Origin of the sequence: Enterobacter cloacae complex sp. P2B, from assembly GCF_014895985.1 — a bacterium.
GTDB lineage: Bacteria > Pseudomonadota > Gammaproteobacteria > Enterobacterales > Enterobacteriaceae > Enterobacter > Enterobacter bugandensis.
Genome location: NZ_JADBQQ010000010.1, coordinates 81,943 through 98,147, shown reverse-complemented (window position 1 = coordinate 98,147; position 16,205 = coordinate 81,943). Strand labels below are relative to the sequence as shown.

Annotated in this window: 15 protein-coding genes; 3 read left to right on the top strand and 12 right to left on the bottom strand. The window is 53.9% G+C overall.

The window, feature by feature from the left end; translation table 11 throughout:
* The 6 genes from IM313_RS09330 to rfaQ form a co-directional block, all read right to left on the bottom strand.
* A complete protein-coding gene (locus IM313_RS09330) occupies positions 1–771 on the bottom strand; it encodes a glycosyltransferase family 2 protein (RefSeq protein WP_192971825.1) in 771 nt (256 codons plus the stop codon).
* Entirely contained in the window at positions 771–2,045 is a 1,275-nt protein-coding gene (waaA, locus tag IM313_RS09325) for a lipid IV(A) 3-deoxy-D-manno-octulosonic acid transferase (RefSeq protein WP_028015020.1), read from the bottom strand. Before waaA ends, IM313_RS09330 begins: the two co-directional genes overlap by 1 nt.
* Positions 2,046–2,111: 66 nt before the next feature.
* Entirely contained in the window at positions 2,112–3,101 is a 990-nt protein-coding gene (locus IM313_RS09320) for a glycosyltransferase (RefSeq protein ID WP_049001243.1), read from the bottom strand.
* An 11-nt stretch (positions 3,102–3,112) separates the two neighbouring features.
* Positions 3,113–4,213: a glycosyltransferase gene (locus IM313_RS09315; protein ID WP_041911667.1), complete on the bottom strand. Its 1,101-nt coding sequence runs from the start codon at positions 4,211–4,213 to the stop codon at positions 3,113–3,115.
* A 2-nt stretch (positions 4,214–4,215) separates the two neighbouring features.
* Positions 4,216–5,343: a glycosyltransferase family 4 protein gene (locus IM313_RS09310; protein ID WP_028015023.1), complete on the bottom strand. Its 1,128-nt coding sequence runs from the start codon at positions 5,341–5,343 to the stop codon at positions 4,216–4,218.
* Positions 5,340–6,410 carry a putative lipopolysaccharide heptosyltransferase III gene (gene rfaQ / locus IM313_RS09305; RefSeq protein WP_192971824.1) on the bottom strand — a complete coding sequence of 357 codons (1,071 nt, stop codon included), beginning with the start codon at positions 6,408–6,410 and terminating at the stop codon, positions 5,340–5,342. The genes IM313_RS09310 and rfaQ overlap by 4 nt, the downstream gene beginning before the upstream one ends.
* Positions 6,411–6,560: 150 nt before the next feature.
* On the opposite strand from rfaQ, the gene IM313_RS09300 reads away from it, so the two are divergent.
* A complete protein-coding gene (locus tag IM313_RS09300) occupies positions 6,561–7,517 on the top strand; it encodes a polysaccharide deacetylase family protein (protein WP_028015025.1) in 957 nt (318 codons plus the stop codon).
* Between the two features lie 24 nt (positions 7,518–7,541).
* Here IM313_RS09300 and IM313_RS09295 read toward each other — a convergent pair whose 3' ends face one another.
* Genes IM313_RS09295 through rfaD form a run of 6 tightly spaced genes read right to left on the bottom strand, consistent with a single transcriptional unit; the run spans position 7,542 to position 13,730 of the window.
* Positions 7,542–8,756 (bottom strand): O-antigen ligase, encoded by a 1,215-nt coding sequence (locus tag IM313_RS09295; protein ID WP_192971823.1) that lies wholly within the window; start codon positions 8,754–8,756, stop codon positions 7,542–7,544.
* Positions 8,744–9,652 carry a glycosyltransferase family 2 protein gene (locus IM313_RS09290; protein WP_192971822.1) on the bottom strand — a complete coding sequence of 303 codons (909 nt, stop codon included), beginning with the start codon at positions 9,650–9,652 and terminating at the stop codon, positions 8,744–8,746. Before IM313_RS09290 ends, IM313_RS09295 begins: the two co-directional genes overlap by 13 nt.
* A 5-nt stretch (positions 9,653–9,657) precedes the next feature.
* Entirely contained in the window at positions 9,658–10,758 is a 1,101-nt protein-coding gene (locus tag IM313_RS09285) for a glycosyltransferase family 9 protein (protein WP_028015028.1), read from the bottom strand.
* 3 nt (positions 10,759–10,761) lie between these two features.
* A complete protein-coding gene (rfaC, locus tag IM313_RS09280) occupies positions 10,762–11,745 on the bottom strand; it encodes a lipopolysaccharide heptosyltransferase RfaC (RefSeq protein WP_047366919.1) in 984 nt (327 codons plus the stop codon).
* 3 nt (positions 11,746–11,748) lie between these two features.
* The gene (gene rfaF / locus IM313_RS09275) at positions 11,749–12,795 is read right to left on the bottom strand and encodes an ADP-heptose--LPS heptosyltransferase RfaF (RefSeq protein ID WP_049001260.1); all 1,047 of its coding nucleotides are present in this window, start codon (positions 12,793–12,795) and stop codon (positions 11,749–11,751) included.
* Between the two features lie 2 nt (positions 12,796–12,797).
* Complete coding sequence (rfaD, locus tag IM313_RS09270) at positions 12,798–13,730, bottom strand: ADP-glyceromanno-heptose 6-epimerase (protein WP_041911658.1); 933 nt, start codon at positions 13,728–13,730, stop codon at positions 12,798–12,800.
* 215 nt (positions 13,731–13,945) lie between these two features.
* Here rfaD and kbl point away from each other — a divergent pair, with 215 nt between their 5' ends.
* Both kbl and tdh read left to right on the top strand, forming a co-directional pair.
* Positions 13,946–15,142, top strand: a complete 1,197-nt coding sequence (gene kbl, locus IM313_RS09265; RefSeq protein WP_192971821.1) for a glycine C-acetyltransferase — start codon at positions 13,946–13,948, stop codon at positions 15,140–15,142.
* Positions 15,143–15,151: 9 nt separating this feature from the next.
* On the top strand, positions 15,152–16,180 hold the full coding sequence (gene tdh, locus IM313_RS09260; protein ID WP_006812404.1) for an L-threonine 3-dehydrogenase: 1,029 nt from the start codon (positions 15,152–15,154) through the stop codon (positions 16,178–16,180).
* Positions 16,181–16,205: the final 25 nt, after the last annotated feature.

Genomic DNA, 16,205 nt, shown 5'->3' with positions numbered 1-16,205 from the left:
TCACGTTTTCTCTGAGTAGCCGCGGCAGAGCGCCCACAGCTCGGTGTATTTGTTGAAAGTATACTGGGCATTCACTACCGCCAGTAACCAGCCCTGCTTACCATCCAGCACGCCGCCGCGCAGCAGCAGCGTTTTCAGAAACGCGCCCAGCGTGTGGGTGAAGATTCCTGTCAGCGAGGCCTTCTTGCCGCGCTGGTGGCGTTCCTGCGCCCATGCGGTGGCATAGTTGAGCTGCTTTTGCTGGAAGCTGGCGAAATCACGGCAGGTCAGATGCAGCAAATCACCCGTCAGGGGGATGACCTGGGCGCCGTCGCAGGCCAGTGACTCATGGACAAGATTGTCGTTGTACTGAAAGCGCCCGCGCTCGTAGAGGCGCATTACGCGATCCGGATACCAGCCGCTGTGGCGCATGAAGCGGCCAAGGAAGTAGTTGCGACGCGCGATGCTGTATACGGCGCCAGGCTGGGGTGAGGAAAGCACCGCCTGAATGGCCTGCTGGAGTTCCGTGGTGACGCGCTCGTCGGTGTCGATCATCAGCACATAATCGCCCGTGGCGTGACCCTGCGCGCGCTGGCGCTGAATGCCGTAGCCCTGCCAGTCGGTATCGGTAAAGACTTTTGCGCCCGCAGCCCGGGCGATGTCCACCGTCTTGTCCGTGCTTCCGGAGTCGAGGATAACAATTTCGTCAGCCCAGGCGACGGAGGCCAGGCAGTCCGGAAGCAGGTCGGCGGCGTTTTTGGCGATCATGACGACCGACAGACGCGTAGACATTAGTGGCTCCGCTGAGGCAGATAAGGTTGCAGAAGCTGCAGCAGACGGGTGAGTGCGCCCTGGTTCTGGTGCAGCACTTCGACGGCGTGGCGACCGTACCACAGGCGGTAATCTTCATCCGTCAGAAGGGTCGATACTTCTTTGACGACCGAGTCCGCATCGGTCACGGTAATTAAACCATCGGCCTGCTGCAATTTAGCGCAGATATCTTTGAAGTTAAACGTGTGTGGACCCATCAACACAGGAATGGCGTGGGCTGCCGGCTCGAGCGGGTTATGGCCTCCGCGCTCCACCAGGCTGCCGCCAACAAAGGCGAGGTCAGCAATGCCGTAGAGCAGCATCAGTTCGCCCATCGTATCGCCAATCACCACCTGGGTACTGCCGGAAGGGATCTCTCCGCTGCTGCGCAGGGTGAAGCTGAAGCCGCCTTTCTGCACCATTTCGCGGGCATCTTTAAAACGTTCGGGGTGACGAGGCACCAGAATCAGCAGTAGGTCCGGGAAGGTTTCCAGCAGCTTACGGTGCGCCTGCAGGATAATCGCCTCTTCGCCCTCATGAGTACTGGTCGCTATCCAGACCTGGCGACGCGGAGCCCACTGGCGGCGCAGCGTGATGGCGCGGGCGGCCAGTTCAGGGGTAACGGAAATATCGAATTTCAGGCTGCCGGTCACGGCAAGCTGGTTGCGCTTCAGGCCCAGAGAGATAAAGCGTGCCGCGTCTTCTTCGTTCTGCGCGGCAATCAGCGTGATTTTGCTCAGCAGGCGGCGCATAAATTTGCCCAGCTTGCCGTAGCCTTTCGCCGAGCGCTCTGAAAGGCGCGCGTTGGCAATCACCAGCGGAATTTTACGGGCATGCAGAGCGGAAATCATGTTCGGCCACAGCTCGGTTTCCATCACGATCACCAGCTTCGGGCGAACGGTATTCAGGAAACGATTCATAGCGCAGGGCAGATCGTAAGGGAGGTAGACGTGATGAACGTCTTTGCCAAACGCGGATAACGCGCGCTCTGAGCCGGTTGGCGTCATGGTGGTGACGGTAATCGGCAGAGACGGGTAGCGGTGGCGCAGAGCGCGAACCAGCGGGATCGCCGCCAGCGTTTCACCGACAGAAACGGAATGCAGCAAAATACCGTCCGGGGCGACTTTATTGCGGCAAAAGCCATAGCGTTCAGCCCAGCGTTTACGATACGCAGGCGCTTTACGGCTACGAAGCAACAGTCTCAGCCACACCAGTGGCTGAATGATATAGAGCAGGGCGGTATACAACAATTCCAAGCGATTATCCGTCTTTTTAGTTTCGGCGGGCAAATTCTAAGCATTTAAGCCAGGTAAAGCTATCTCTTATGCCAGATACCGTTTTAAACGGAAGTAGCGTCGGCCCAGGCGCCAGCGCAAACGCGGGCTTTTGGCACTTTTCCAGATAAGCTTCCAGATCCCGGTGTCGAAGAACTCTTTGATAATCATTGTTTTCTTTGTCTCATCCTTCATGTTGTCGAAGGTATGAATGATCCCCAGCCCCTCTTTGGCGATTTGCCAGTGGCAGGCGGGGATATTTTTCACTTTATCCGGGTAACGCTGGTTAATGGCATCAAGCATCTGCAGGATTTTCATGTAGTGGCGCGCGGAGCGAATCAGCGTGTCGTCATTATCCGGCGTATGCGATACCGAGGCAGAGTGAATGTAGTAGTCATAAAAGCGTTCATTGGTGTACTGAACGCGCTCTGCGGCAAGCAGCACCTCGGTAGTCCATGGGATATCCTGATGGCGCAGGCCGGGTTCGAAATGGAAACTGTGTTTACGAATAAAATCGTGGCGATAGATATTAAGCCAGGTCACGTGCAGGAACTTACGTGAATCCAGCGCCATCTTTAACCATGCCGGGCCCGTCATAACGCCCGTTGAGGCGAGTTTATCCTCGGGGAAGATAGGTCGAGACGGTTTCTTATCATTTTCCCAGACGTAGTTGCCGTTGCAGGTGGCGACATCCAAATCCTGCGTGACGGCCATATCCAGCAGACGCTGGTACATGCCAGGTTTGAAGACGTCATCAATATCCGGGAAAGAGAGATACTGACCGGTTGCAACGGCCAGGCCGGTATTTCGCGCAATGGAAACGCCCTGGTTTTGCTGTTCAATCACCTGCATCTGCGGCAGTTTTTCACGCCAGCTTTCGACGATCTGCATCGAGCGGTCAGTTGAGCCATCATTGACAATAATGACTTCCATGCTGTCGATGCGTTGATTCACAAGGCAGGTAAAGAACTGATCCAGAAAAGCTTCGCCGTTATAAACGGCAACCACCACGCTTAACAATGGCGCTGAATTTTGCATAAGAAACCTGATTATTTTTGATTGTCGACCAAAGCAATGTACTGCTGGCAAATGGCATTGATACCGAACGACGCAATCGTTGCATCGCCAACAACCGGCGGGGCGGTATAAATATCTACCAGGGTTTTTGCCAGTGACGCGTCATTTAGCTCTGCCAGCCCGCGCGCTAAGGCGCCGGTGAGGATTTCTGCGGGGCCACCCGGACAATTGGTACTGACCGGTGGCGTCTGGCAGATAATGGATTCCACCAGCACATTACCAAAACCTTCGCAGTCAGAACTTAACACTAAGAGGCGTGCCCCTTTAATCCAGGGGTAGGGATTGGAGTCGAAGGGACGGAAAACCGTCTTGTCTTCAATACCCAGGTCGCGGGCAAGCTGTTTGAGCTTTTGAATTTTGGCTTCGGAGCCATTGCCCATCATGACAAGCGTAGTGTCGAGCTGGCTCTGTGCGAACGCGCGTAAAAGACGGTCGTGGCGTTTGTGTTCATGGAAGCGGCCGACATGGATGATGTAATCCTTCCCTTGCATCTCGAAGGGGGCATCCGCCAGACGCTGAATTTCAGGGATATCAAAAGGATTGTGGATAACCGCTTTACGCCGGAGTTTCAGAGCCAGGGTCTCGGAAAGGTCTTTCAGCACGGCGCCTGAGACGGCGACAACGTTTCGGTTTTCGTAGGTATGACGAATTTTAAGATGCTTAAACCAGCGCGACAGCCCGCTGCGATGGCGAAGATAGGAGAAAGAGAACATGCCATGCACGCAGAACCAGACTTTTTCACGCTCCAGCGCGCGGCAGTGCGCCACAATGCGGTCAGTTTTGTGCAGATGAGAGAACACAACGTCAAATTTTCCGCTGCGCTCAGCCCGCTCAATTGCCTGATCCAGCAGGCGGGCTCGGCGTGGGATCTCCGTCAACTTGCGCCACGGTTTTTTGCAGGTATCCTGAACCACCTGATAATCAATGCCTTCCGGGATGGCGTAATCACACACTTTCCGCAGAGAGAAAAGGGAGACCTGATGCCCCATTTCCGTTAATCCGCTGGAAAGTGTAAGAACTGTTTTTTCAGCTCCCCCACCGGGTAAACCATCAATAATCATTAGGATGCGCATTTTTAATCCAGTAATTTTTGATAAAGCGAAATAAGCTGACTTGACAGTTTTTCGGGGGTGGCGTCTTTTACCCGTTCACGTGCCGCTTGCCCCATCGTGTTATTTTTTCCCAGAGAAGGAGTGGCTGCAATTGCCTCCTTCAATGTGTTGATATCCAAGGCGTCACAATAAAATCCGTTCTGGCCTTGCTGAATAAATTCAGCGCCTCCGCAACTCTCTGAAGTAATGACGGGCAAGCCGCAGGCCATCGCTTCAAGAATGACGTTTGGAAAGGGATCATACAGCGTTGGCAACAGTAAACCATCGGATAGCTGATAAAAAGGCAGCGTTTCTTTCTGCATCCCCAGGAAACGGATTTGCCCTTCGCAGCCCAATGAACGGGCGAGGTCACGATAACGATGTTCTGCTTTATCCTGTCCAACCACAATCAGCCAGGCTGAAGTTCCTGCGATAGCGCGTATGGCGCTGGCCAATCCTTTTCGTTCAAATCCCGATCCTACAAAACAGAACACCACGGCATCGGCTGGCAAACCAAATTGCTGACGCAGCGCGGCACGCTGTGCTTCCTGGGCCGGAACGAAGCGGCTGGAATCAATTGAATTATAAATCACATGGATCTTTTTTGCGTCAATATCAAAGTCTTCGACGATTTCGCGTTTGATCATCTCCGCATTACAGATAACCGCTTTCAGCTCTGGTGCCTGGTACATTTCACGCTCGGCGTGCATCACGTAGCGGTGATAGCGGTCGACCATCAGCATTTTCGCGCGCCAGGCGGGCAGGATGCGCGCACGCTGTAGCAGCCAGCGGCGATGAACGCCATCGCCAGCGCGGTAGATATCACAGCCCGGAATCCGCTCGTGGCTTTGCACAATATCAAACTGCTGTTGCTGCCACAGCGCGCGGGCAGCATGGGCAAACCCGCGTTCGCGGCTAATTCGGCCCCATTTGCTCGGGTCGCAAATATGGATATGCCAGTCGTCCTGTCTCTCGCCCTGCCATTCACGCGTAATGACGTTGAGTTCAAGATTCTGATTGCTCAGCGCGGTGAGCGCACGTGAAACGAAGCGCTCCGCTCCGCCATCAGGGCGATACTTTTGGCGAACAATCGCCAGACGATGGTGTTTCATGACAAATATCTCCTTGCAGCGGAGACGACAGCATCAACAGGAATGGCGTCGAGATAGCGTTCTTTCGTTTTGGTATCAATAGCGTCGGGATCGGGAAGGGGACCGTAGTCGCCAGCCCAGATGACTTCACCGTTGACTTGCCATGGAGACCAAAACGTCAGTTTGGAAGGGCCAAACAGCGCCACGCAGGGCGTCTGCAGCGCGGCGGCCATATGCATCGGAACGGAGTCAACGCCAATAAAAAGACACGCGTGGTCGATGAGTGAGGCCAGCTGGCGCAACGTTAGCTGTCCCGCCAGCGAGACGACCCCCGTTTTCGGTGAGGCGGCGAGTATGCGATCTATCATCGCCAGCTCTTTTTTATCCGGCCCGGCCGTGAGTACAACGGTATGCCCATCCTGCTGCAGCGCGGTGATGGTTTGCGCCATTTTGCTTTCATCCCAGCATTTGAAGAACCAGCGTGATGTCGGCTGAATGACGATGTAGTTATCGCCCACTCCTTTTTGCACCAGCTGCTGGTGGGCGTGGTGCCAGTCTTCTGCGCTGTAGGCCATGGTAACAGCTGGCTCAGGCGCGACCTGTAATGGTGACAGAATGGAGAGATTTTGTTCGACAGTGTGCAGGCATTTGTGATTTGCAACAGAGACTAAATCGCTATGACAGAAACGCCAGAATGGATTGTTGCGTTTGTTAAAGGCAAATCCGAGGCGAACCGGCGCACCGGTGAAACGGGTGACGATAGCGCTACGCCACTGATCGGCAAGATTTATCACCAGATGATAATGTTGCTTTCGTAACGCGCAGAGTAACTGCCACTCCTTTTGAAGGTGCTTTAGCGTGCCCAGCTGCTTCCATTTACGATCGATTCCATAAATAGTGCCAATCGTCGGGTGCGCGGCGAGCATATCGCGCGTTTCTTCATACAACAGCACGTCAATTTGCGCTTGTGGCCATTTTTGACGTAATGAATCAATGACGGGGGTGGTCAATAACATATCGCCATGATGGCGGAGTTTGATCAGTAGAATGCGCAAATCAGGCGTGTCAGGTAAGTTATTCATCATCATCTTATCGGCGTTGTACTGTTGGCAATTCTAATAGACCTGGTAGCGACTTGCACTCTTTCTCCATAATCTCAGGAATTTCCCAGGGAGGCTTTACTCAGGCTTTGGTGAGTGCGTAACATAGCGCTAACTTCCCTGTCATGCGGACTCATTATGAAAAAACCAGCGTTTATCATCACGATTGATACTGAGGGCGATAATCTCTGGCAGAATCACCGCGTCATTAAAACGGAAAATGCGCGCTATCTGGCCCGGTTCCAGGCCCTCTGTGAGCGTTTTGGTTTTAAGCCCGTATGGCTGACAAACTATGAGATGGCAATCGAGCCCGTTTTCATTGAATTCGCCAGGGACGCGATCGCTCGCGGTCAGGGGGAGGTGGGTATGCACCTTCACGCATGGAATAGCCCACCTGAGCACGATCTCACGGGAGATGACTGGCGCTGGCAACCGTATCTGATTGAATTTTCAGACGAGGTGATGCGTGAGAAAGTGCTGTTCATGACCCGTCTGCTGGAAGAGACATTCCAGACCAAAATGCTGAGCCACCGCGCCGGGCGTTGGGCATTTGATAGCCGCTATGCAAAATTGCTCGTTGAACTGGGCTACCAGGTTGATTGCTCCGTGACGCCACGCGTGAACTGGCGCAATGCGAAAGGTGCTCCGCAGGGCAATGGCGGAACGGATTATCAGCATTTCCCCGACCACGCCTATTTTATGGATTTAGATACTATTTCCCAGGCGGGAAATAGCCCCTTACTCGAAGTGCCGATGAGCATTCAGTATAAACATCCGGCCTGGTTGAACACGATCAAGCAAGGCTATGATCGTCTGCGCGGGAAATACCGCTCTCCGTCCGTAAACTGGTTGCGACCGTCCGGCGGCAATGCGGCGCAGATGATTCAGGTCGCGCAGCAGTGCCTGTCGCGGGGAAATGACTATGTGGAGTTTATGCTTCATTCGTCAGAATTTATGCCCGGCGGAAGCCCCACGTTTAAAGATGAGGCGGCGATCGAAGGGTTGTATCAGGATTTAGAAGCGCTTTTTAGCTGGCTATCCGATAAGACGGTGGGGATGACGCTGGTGGAGTTTTATCAATACAAGAAAAAATAATGCCCGGCTGGCGGGCATTATCTCTTATTGATGTTGTCTGGTTTGCGATAAAGGAGTACTCAATGCAAAAAGAGTAACAAAGAATATTAGGGCTTCTGAGCTCAATAAAATGACGTCCGTCAGGCCATAGAGTAATAAAAGAAGCATCGTTGTCAGCAGCAGGCCATTTCGGTTTTTAAGCGCGTAAGTAATCATCGAAACGAAGAAAAAGAGTAATATCGCCAGACCCGGAAGCCCCTGCAGAGAGTATTTTTCGATAAATTCATTGTGTAGGTGTATTTTTAAATAGCCAAGTGCAGTGATTAGATTAGGATGTCCATCATTAATATAATGTTGCGTCCAGAAATACCTTTCTTCTAATGATTGCCCTAGTGGATGTGCAAGCCCGTTCTGAATACCTACATTCCACATGGTAAAACGAGAGCCAAGTGAGGTGCCGTCTACTCCGCTTTCATATTTCTCAAGCTCAGCCTGTGCTTGCATAATCTTGGGTGAAATTAATGGTTTGTAACTAACGACAACTACACCTGCCACAATACATAAAAAAATCAGCGTTGATTTCAGATGAATTCTTCTGAAGTGGTAGAGCGTGAGTACAATCGCAAGGAGCAAATATAATCCCATTGCAGCACGCGTCCCCGTTAAAAGAATAACGAAGTAAGATATTAAGATGGTAAGACCCGCGACGACATACAGTTTTCTGTTTTTTTGAAGATAAAGGCTGTATACCAGCGCCAGTGACAGTACGGAGTAAACATAGGCAGACACGGTGGCGCGATTGATGGCCATCTCTATACGTGCCATACCCTGCGTCGCCTGCCACAAGCCATATCCCGTGGCGAGGACAAACCCTGTACCTGCCGCGTACAGGAAGTACTTCTGGAAAGCGCTTTTATCGACGTAAGTTTTAAACCGGTCAAGATAGAAAACGAGAATGCTCGCTAATATCAGTTTCTTACTGGCACCCAGATAATCGCTGTAAGCGTTTAAACCTTCGCTATGGTATTCGTACACCATATACCAGACAAGATTGAGTAGCCCAATCAGCAATATGGGGAGCGCGATTGAAAAGGGGCGCAGGGTGATTTTTTTATATTCGCAAGCTAAGCCGATAATGCTGGCATAAACCGCAATATAGAAAAATTCGCGTTGTTTACCTGAGCTCAGCAGCGCCAGTGCAAACGAAATGAGGCTCAAAATCAGCGTCAGCTGATAGAGCCGCAGTTTTACTTTTTCCATAATGCCTCAATGACCCTTTTTTTGTAGCTGAAACGTACATCTCTGGAGAAGAAAAAAGAGAAAGAATAAAGTGCATTTACCCGCGCCTTAACCAGTTTGAGCTGCAGGTCGGTCAGATATTGTCGGTGATTACTGTAAATATCAAACCAGTGGCAATTAATAAGATGCTTAAATGATTGCGGGAATGTATTTTCCATCTGTAGCGTACATTCAATCAGCGTGGCGATTTTACTGGCGTCAAGACGGCTCGACAAACTGTCGCTGCGTTTGATGTAAAAATAGTGTCCCTGACGCTGAAAGAAGATTTTACGCGATTGCCTCAGCATGCCGGGAAATACCGCAAAATCTTCATAGCAGACCATAGACGGGATCGGGTTGCTTGCATACAGCTTGCGGTGGATGAATTGCCCGATCAGATGCGCCTGAAAATCTTTGTGCTGCAGGAAACGCTTTATTGCATCATTTTGCGATAATGAGACGGGCGTGAATCCCTGCCATGCGGAGGTGATTTTCCGCATATCGCGTATTTCCAGCAGGCGCGTCAGCAACATATCAGGACGCTCTGCTTTCAGGAAGGCGACGGCATCCCGGATGCTACCCGGCTTTAACAGATCGTCGCTATCAAGCATCGTGATGTAATCGCCTGACGCCAGCGAGACTGCGCTGTTTCGAACATGCCCTACGTTACGGTACTCAACGTATTGGCATTGCGCATGCGGAAGCTTTGGCAACCACGCCTCAATAATATCCTGTGTGGAATCGTTGGAACTGTCATTAATGATAATAACTTCTACATCATCGCCTGCATTCTGAATCGCGTTTTGCAGACTTTCCAGTGTGGCGTGAAGCGTGTTTTCGGCATTATGTGCGGCAATAATGATGCTGAGAAAAGCCATAGTAATTAGTTTCCCTGAGCATCAAAGGCAGATTTTGCTGTTGGTAGCCCGCAAATGAAATGTTTAAGTTCGTCCAGCGATTCATCTGTTACCGCGAAGAGTTCTTCCCGGCCTTGCGAGAAATAATAACGAGTTTCAAAAACATACGAGCAAATATTGTCATCGTTGCCAATCAGCAACACGTTGCCAAGCGGGCGCTGCTCGTAGTGACAGCACGGACCGAACAGTAAGACGACCGGCACGCCAACCGCATCGGCGATGTAGACATTCCCCGAGTCGGAGGCGATATAACAATCCATTTTAGAAATTGCCCACGGAAGCTCTTCAAGCGAGATCTTGCCAATCAGATTAATAAAGTTGGGCAGTTCACCGTAAGCGCGGGTGATGTCATCCATCCAGGACTGTTCATTCGGGGCGCCAAAGACATAAAACTCGCAGGGCAGGTCGGCGAGACGATCGGCAATTTGCTTCCAGATGACAGGCGGAACGGTTTTGGCTTTATTCCCGGCGGCGATACTGATGCCAATGCGGATCACGCCGGGTTTATCAAGGATCGCCGGATAAGTCGCGGGTTTAAACAGTGGCTTTGTGGCGTGCTTTGGAGAGTCTTGCCAGGTCAGAGCGCGGTCGGCCAGCTTAAGATAGTTAGTGACTGTTAACGTTTTTCTACCGTGGTCAACCGTACCATCGGCCGTTGAATAGAAAATCCCGTGATACCACCTGCGCGTGTAAGTGCTTAAGAATTGCTTGTTTTTGGCGTTACAAACGGAGGCGAAAAAAAGATTCACGCTGTTAGGCTGCAGAAGGTAGACGTTGTCATAGCGGTTCATGATCCTGCAGGCGAAACAGAGCTTACGCCACAGGTTACGCTTATGCTGCTCAATAAAATAAATCTCTTCGACCGTCTCGTCGTGCTTCGCCAGCGCACCTACGCTGCGGCTGATGAGCACGTCGCTTTTTTGCAGCCAGGCCAGAAGAGGCGTTGCATTAACAAAATCACCGATTTTGGCTGTCTGAATGACCAGGTTTTTCCCTGTCTCTTTGCGCAACAGCTTCCGGATAAGCTTCACCGGAAAGAGTAAAATCAGCAGAAATACGTAACTCATGGGTTAAATATCCCTGTTGGAAAGCCAACGGCTGCCCTGTAAAAATGAAAAAATCGCATCTGCGCTGATATCCTTCGTTTGCTGAGTCGGGCTGACCATCTGATGCTGGTTTTTGCCATAGCCCCCGATCAGGCCGGGATCGGTCGGGCCAAAAAGGGTGATATTTGGGCGATCCAGCGCCGCGGTTAAATGGCTTAAACCCGTATCCACGGAAACAACGGCGTTAGCGCCTGCCAGCTCTGCGGCAACCTGCGCCAGCGTGAGTTTGGGTAACACCTCGACGTGGGAAAAGCCTGCTGCCAGACGCGCCGCACGCTGCCGCTCATGCTCAGCGCCCCACGGGAGTTTAATATGGATGCCGGAGGGTTGCATTAGTTCAATCAGCCTTCGCCAGTGTGTTTCCGGCCAGTGCTTATCGTCGCGCGTTGTGGCATGCAGAAAGACAAGATAAGGCTGAGCACAGGGATCTGTATTGCGCAAAAAGTGCTGCGCAATGGCGTAGTCGCCCTGCGCTTCCGGTTTCGCATAGCCGAGGCTTTTCGCAAACAGTTCGCGGGTGCGTTCTACGGCGTGCTGCTGCTTTGCGATGTGGTGGCGACGGTTATAGAACAGACTCGCCAGCGGTTCGCGGGCGGTGTGCCAGTCCATGCCGTGCTTTACGCCGTGCGCCAGACGCGTGACCAGCGCCGCGCTTTTCACCAGCCCCTGCGCGTCGATAATCGCGTCGTAACGCTGCGCCTGCACCGTTTCACGGAAGGCTTTACGCTCGGCTTTAATCGGCGCGGAGAACCACGCTTTGCGCCAGCGGCGAATCGCGACCGGGATCACGCGGTCAACCGCTTCATGCCAGGTGGGGATCTGCGCGAAGCCTTCTTCCACCACCCAGTCAAAACGGATGCCGGGGATGGCCCGCATGGCGTCCGTCAGCGACGGCAGCGTATGCAGAACATCGCCCATTGAGGAGGTTTTAACGATCAATACCCGCATCCGTTATCCTTCTTCGCTCAACAGCAGTTCGTTGAGCTCTTCGAGAACGCGCTGCGGCGTTATGTCGATCAGGCTCTGATGGTAACCTTCAGCGGCATCGCCTTTGCGTACCTTGTGGTAGCCGGTGATCAAACGGATTACGCGCGCCTTGTGTGACAGCGGCGGCGTGAAGTCCGGGCTGCTTGGGCCATACAGCGCAACCAGCGGACGATCCAGCGCGGCGGCGACGTGCATCAGGCCAGAGTCATTGCTGACCACGGCCTTACAGGCGGCAATCAGGATAACGGCCTGCTCAAGCTGCGTTTCTCCAGCCAGGTTGCGGCACCAGGCCTGTTGCTCGGTGCTCAGCGTGGCGAGAATTTCGTTGCCCGCCTCGTGATCCTTCGCCGAGCCAAACAGCACAATCTGGTAGCCCTCGTCGATCAGCTGTTTCGACAGTTCGGCGTAGTGGTAGTGCGGCCAGCGTTTTGCCGGGCCAAACTCGGCGCCGGGGCAGAAGCCAATCATTGGGCGTTCGGACGAAAGGGCAAACGCGTTGCAGGTGTGGGATTTCTCCCCCTCGTTCACCTGAAGCTGCGGCCACAGCAGCGGCTGCGGCAGGTCTTTCGCGCTGCGCATCACCCCTTTGTCGTAGGCCAGCGCCACGTAGCGCTCCACCATCAGCGGCCAGGCCGCTTTATCCAGCACCCGCGCGTCGTTCAGCAGACCGTAGCGCATTTCGCCGCGCCAGCCGGTACGGTGCGGAATGCCCGCAAAGAAAGGTACGAGGGCGGATTTAAAGGAGTTTGGCAACACGTACGCACGGTCATAGCGCTTCTCGCGCAGGCTATGACCGAGCTTGCGGCGTTCGCCGATTTCCAGCGCCCCGTGGCCGAGTGGCATCGGGATCGCCTCGTTTACTTCCGGCATACGCGATAACAGCGGACGGCACCATGCGGGTGCCATCACGTCGATTATCGCCTGGGGATAACGCGCCTTGAGCGTGCGATAGAGACTTTGCGACATCATCATGTCGCCCACCCATGACGGGCCGATCACCAGAATCTTCATACTTATGCGTCGCGGTTCAGCCAGGCCATATATTCCGTTACGCCTTCGGCAACGGTCTTGAACGGCTTGTCATAACCTGCTGCGCGCAGGTTGGTCAGGTCGGCCTGCGTGAACGCCTGGTAACGGCCCTTCAGCTTATCCGGGAACGGAATGTACTCGATGCTGCCTTTCTTATGGTATGCCAGCGTCGCGTCTGCCACCGCCTGGAAGGATTCCGCGCGGCCCGTGCCCAGGTTGAAAATGCCGGAGACGCCGTTTTCCAGGAACCACAGGTTTACGGCTGCAACGTCGCCTACGTAGACGAAGTCACGCTTGAAGCCGTCGCTGCCTTCGAACAGTTTCGGGCTTTCACCGTTATTCAACTGGGTGTTCAGGTGGAACGCCACGCTCGCCATGCTGCCTTTGTGGCCTTCGCGCGGCCCATAGACGTTGAAGTAGCGGAAGCCGACGATCTGTGAGTTCGCTTCCGGCAGGATCTGACGCACGTACTCGTCAAACAGGAACTTGGAGTAGCCGTAGACGTTCAGCGGCTGCTCGTATTCGCGGGATTCGATGAAGTCCGAGGTGCGCCCGCCGTAGGTTGCCGCGGAAGAGGCGTACAGGAACGGAATTTCACGCTCCAGGCAGTAGTGCAGGATCTCTTTAGAGTACTGATAGTTGTTATCCATCATGTACTTGCCGTCCCACTCGGTGGTGGAAGAGCACGCGCCTTCGTGGAAGATGGCTTCGATCTCGCCGAACTCTTCACCCGCCATAATCTGGATAAGGAAGTCTTCTTTATCCATGTAGTCAGCGATGTTCAGATCCACCAGGTTAACGAACTTGGTGCCGTCTTTCAGGTTGTCCACCACCAGAATGTCGGTGATGCCCTTATCATTGAGGGCCTTAATAATGTTGCTGCCGATAAAGCCCGCGCCGCCGGTAACGATGATCATAACTGTAACCTTTGAAGTGTTGAGCCCGGGGACAATCCCGGACGCTAATATTCATATCATATCATCACAATGCCCGGTCTTCAGCCATTCACCGATATGCAGCAGGGGTACACGTGATTTATGCTGCAAAAACGAGAAGAGATACGGCGTCATCTCGTCATGAACTATAGGTTTGGGTAATATGTGCCAAAATTTGCCGAGTCTGGAGAATTGCAATGCGTGGTGATTTTTACAAACAGTTAAACAGCGACCTCGACACCGCACGTGCGGAAGGGTTGTTCAAAGAAGAGCGTATTATCACGTCTGCCCAGCAGGCGGACATCACCGTTGCCGACGGCAGCCATGTGATCAACTTTTGCGCGAACAACTACTTAGGTCTTGCGAATCACCCTGAGCTGATTGCCGCCGCGAAAAACGGCATGGACACCCACGGCTTCGGCATGGCCTCCGTGCGCTTCATCTGCGGTACCCAGGATAGCCACAAGCAGCTTGAGCAAAAGCTGGCAAACTTCCTCGGAATGGAAGACGCGATTCTGTACTCCTCCTGCTTCGACGCCAACGGCGGTCTGTTTGAAACCCTGCTCGGCGCAGAAGATGCGATTATCTCCGATGCCCTGAACCACGCCTCCATTATCGACGGTGTTCGCCTGTGTAAAGCGAAGCGTTTCCGCTACGCCAACAACGATATGGCTGAGCTGGAAGCGCGGCTCAAAGAGGTACGCGACGCGGGTGCCCGCCATGTACTGATCGCGACCGACGGCGTGTTCTCCATGGACGGCGTGATCGCCAACCTGAAAGGCGTGTGCGACCTGGCGGATAAATACGACGCGCTGGTGATGGTCGATGACTCCCACGCGGTCGGTTTTGTCGGCGAAAACGGCCGCGGCTCCCACGAATACTGTGACGTGATGGGCCGCGTGGACATCATCACCGGTACGCTGGGCAAAGCGCTCGGCGGCGCGTCCGGCGGTTATACCGCTGCGCGTAAAGAGGTGGTTGAGTGGCTGCGTCAGCGCTCCCGCCCGTACCTGTTCTCCAACTCCCTGGCGCCGGCCATTGTGGCCGCCTCCATCAAAGTGCTGGAGATGGTGGAGTCCGGCGCCGAGCTGCGCGACCGCCTGTGGGCAAACGCCCGTCTGTTCCGCGAAAAAATGAGCGCCGCAGGGTTCACCCTGGCCGGCGCTGATCACGCGATCATTCCGGTGATGCTGGGCGACGCAGTTGTGGCGCAGCAGTTTGCCCGTGAGCTGCAGAAAGAAGGGATTTACGTCACCGGGTTCTTCTTCCCGGTGGTACCAAAAGGTCAGGCGCGTATCCGCACCCAGATGTCTGCGGCGCATTCGCCTGAACAAATTGAGCGTGCGGTGGAAGCCTTTACCCGCATCGGCAAACAGCTGGGCGTAATTGCCTGAGGACGTGTGATGAAAGCGTTATCCAAACTGAAAGCGGAAGAAGGGATTTGGATGACCGACGTGCCGGAGCCGGAAGTCGGTCATAACGATCTGCTGATCAAAATTCGTAAAACCGCCATCTGCGGTACTGACGTTCACATCTACAACTGGGATCAGTGGTCGCAAAAAACCATTCCTGTCCCAATGGTTGTCGGTCACGAATATGTTGGTGAAGTGGTCGGCATCGGCCAGGAAGTCAAAGGCTTTAGCATTGGCGATCGCGTCTCTGGTGAAGGCCATATTACCTGCGGTCACTGCCGCAACTGCCGTGGCGGTCGCACCCACCTGTGCCGCAACACCGTCGGCGTGGGCGTAAACCGTCCGGGCTGCTTCGCGGAATACCTGGTGATCCCGGCGTTTAACGCCTTCAAAATCCCGGATAATATCTCTGACGATCTGGCCTCCATCTTCGACCCGTTCGGCAACGCGGTACACACCGCGCTCTCCTTCGACCTGGTCGGTGAAGACGTGCTGGTCTCCGGCGCCGGCCCAATCGGCATTATGGCGGCAGCCGTGGCGAAGCACGTGGGCGCGCGCAACGTGGTGATCACCGACGTGAACGAATACCGCCTGTCGCTGGCGCGCAAAATGGGCGTCACCCGTGCGGTGGATGTTTCGAAAGAGAGCCTGACCGACGTGATGGAAGAGTTGGGTATGACCGAAGGCTTTGACGTAGGCCTGGAGATGTCCGGCGCGCCGCCGGCGTTCCGCACCATGCTGGACACTATGAACCACGGTGGCCGTATCGCGATGCTGGGCATTCCGCCGTCAGATATGTCCATCGACTGGAACAAAGTCATCTTCAAAGGGCTGTTCATCAAGGGCATCTATGGCCGCGAGATGTTCGAAACCTGGTACAAGATGGCAGCGCTGATCCAGTCCGGCCTGGATCTGTCCCCGATTATCACTCACCGTTTCTCCATCGATGAGTTCCAGCAGGGCTTCGACGCGATGCGTTCCGGCCAGTCAGGGAAAGTGATCCTGAGCTGGGATAAGTAAACAAAAAGGGGCCTCAGGCCCCCTT

What these genes read in the sequence shown, in the direction of transcription:
- IM313_RS09330 (WP_192971825.1), bottom strand. Translation starts at nt 771, where the DNA reads ATGTCTACGCGTCTGTCGGTCGTCATGATCGCCAAAAACGCCGCCGAC.
- IM313_RS09295 (WP_192971823.1), bottom strand. Translation starts at nt 8,756, where the DNA reads ATGGAAAAAGTAAAACTGCGGCTCTATCAGCTGACGCTGATTTTGAGC.
- IM313_RS09285 (WP_028015028.1), bottom strand. Translation starts at nt 10,758, where the DNA reads ATGAGTTACGTATTTCTGCTGATTTTACTCTTTCCGGTGAAGCTTATC.
- rfaQ (WP_192971824.1), bottom strand. Translation starts at nt 6,410, where the DNA reads ATGATGATGAATAACTTACCTGACACGCCTGATTTGCGCATTCTACTG.
- tdh (WP_006812404.1), top strand. Translation starts at nt 15,152, where the DNA reads ATGAAAGCGTTATCCAAACTGAAAGCGGAAGAAGGGATTTGGATGACC.
- rfaC (WP_047366919.1), bottom strand. Translation starts at nt 11,745, where the DNA reads ATGCGGGTATTGATCGTTAAAACCTCCTCAATGGGCGATGTTCTGCAT.
- IM313_RS09315 (WP_041911667.1), bottom strand. Translation starts at nt 4,213, where the DNA reads ATGCGCATCCTAATGATTATTGATGGTTTACCCGGTGGGGGAGCTGAA.
- rfaF (WP_049001260.1), bottom strand. Translation starts at nt 12,795, where the DNA reads ATGAAGATTCTGGTGATCGGCCCGTCATGGGTGGGCGACATGATGATG.
- IM313_RS09310 (WP_028015023.1), bottom strand. Translation starts at nt 5,343, where the DNA reads ATGAAACACCATCGTCTGGCGATTGTTCGCCAAAAGTATCGCCCTGAT.
- IM313_RS09320 (WP_049001243.1), bottom strand. Translation starts at nt 3,101, where the DNA reads ATGCAAAATTCAGCGCCATTGTTAAGCGTGGTGGTTGCCGTTTATAAC.
- IM313_RS09300 (WP_028015025.1), top strand. Translation starts at nt 6,561, where the DNA reads ATGAAAAAACCAGCGTTTATCATCACGATTGATACTGAGGGCGATAAT.
- IM313_RS09290 (WP_192971822.1), bottom strand. Translation starts at nt 9,652, where the DNA reads ATGGCTTTTCTCAGCATCATTATTGCCGCACATAATGCCGAAAACACG.
- rfaD (WP_041911658.1), bottom strand. Translation starts at nt 13,730, where the DNA reads ATGATCATCGTTACCGGCGGCGCGGGCTTTATCGGCAGCAACATTATT.
- kbl (WP_192971821.1), top strand. Translation starts at nt 13,946, where the DNA reads ATGCGTGGTGATTTTTACAAACAGTTAAACAGCGACCTCGACACCGCA.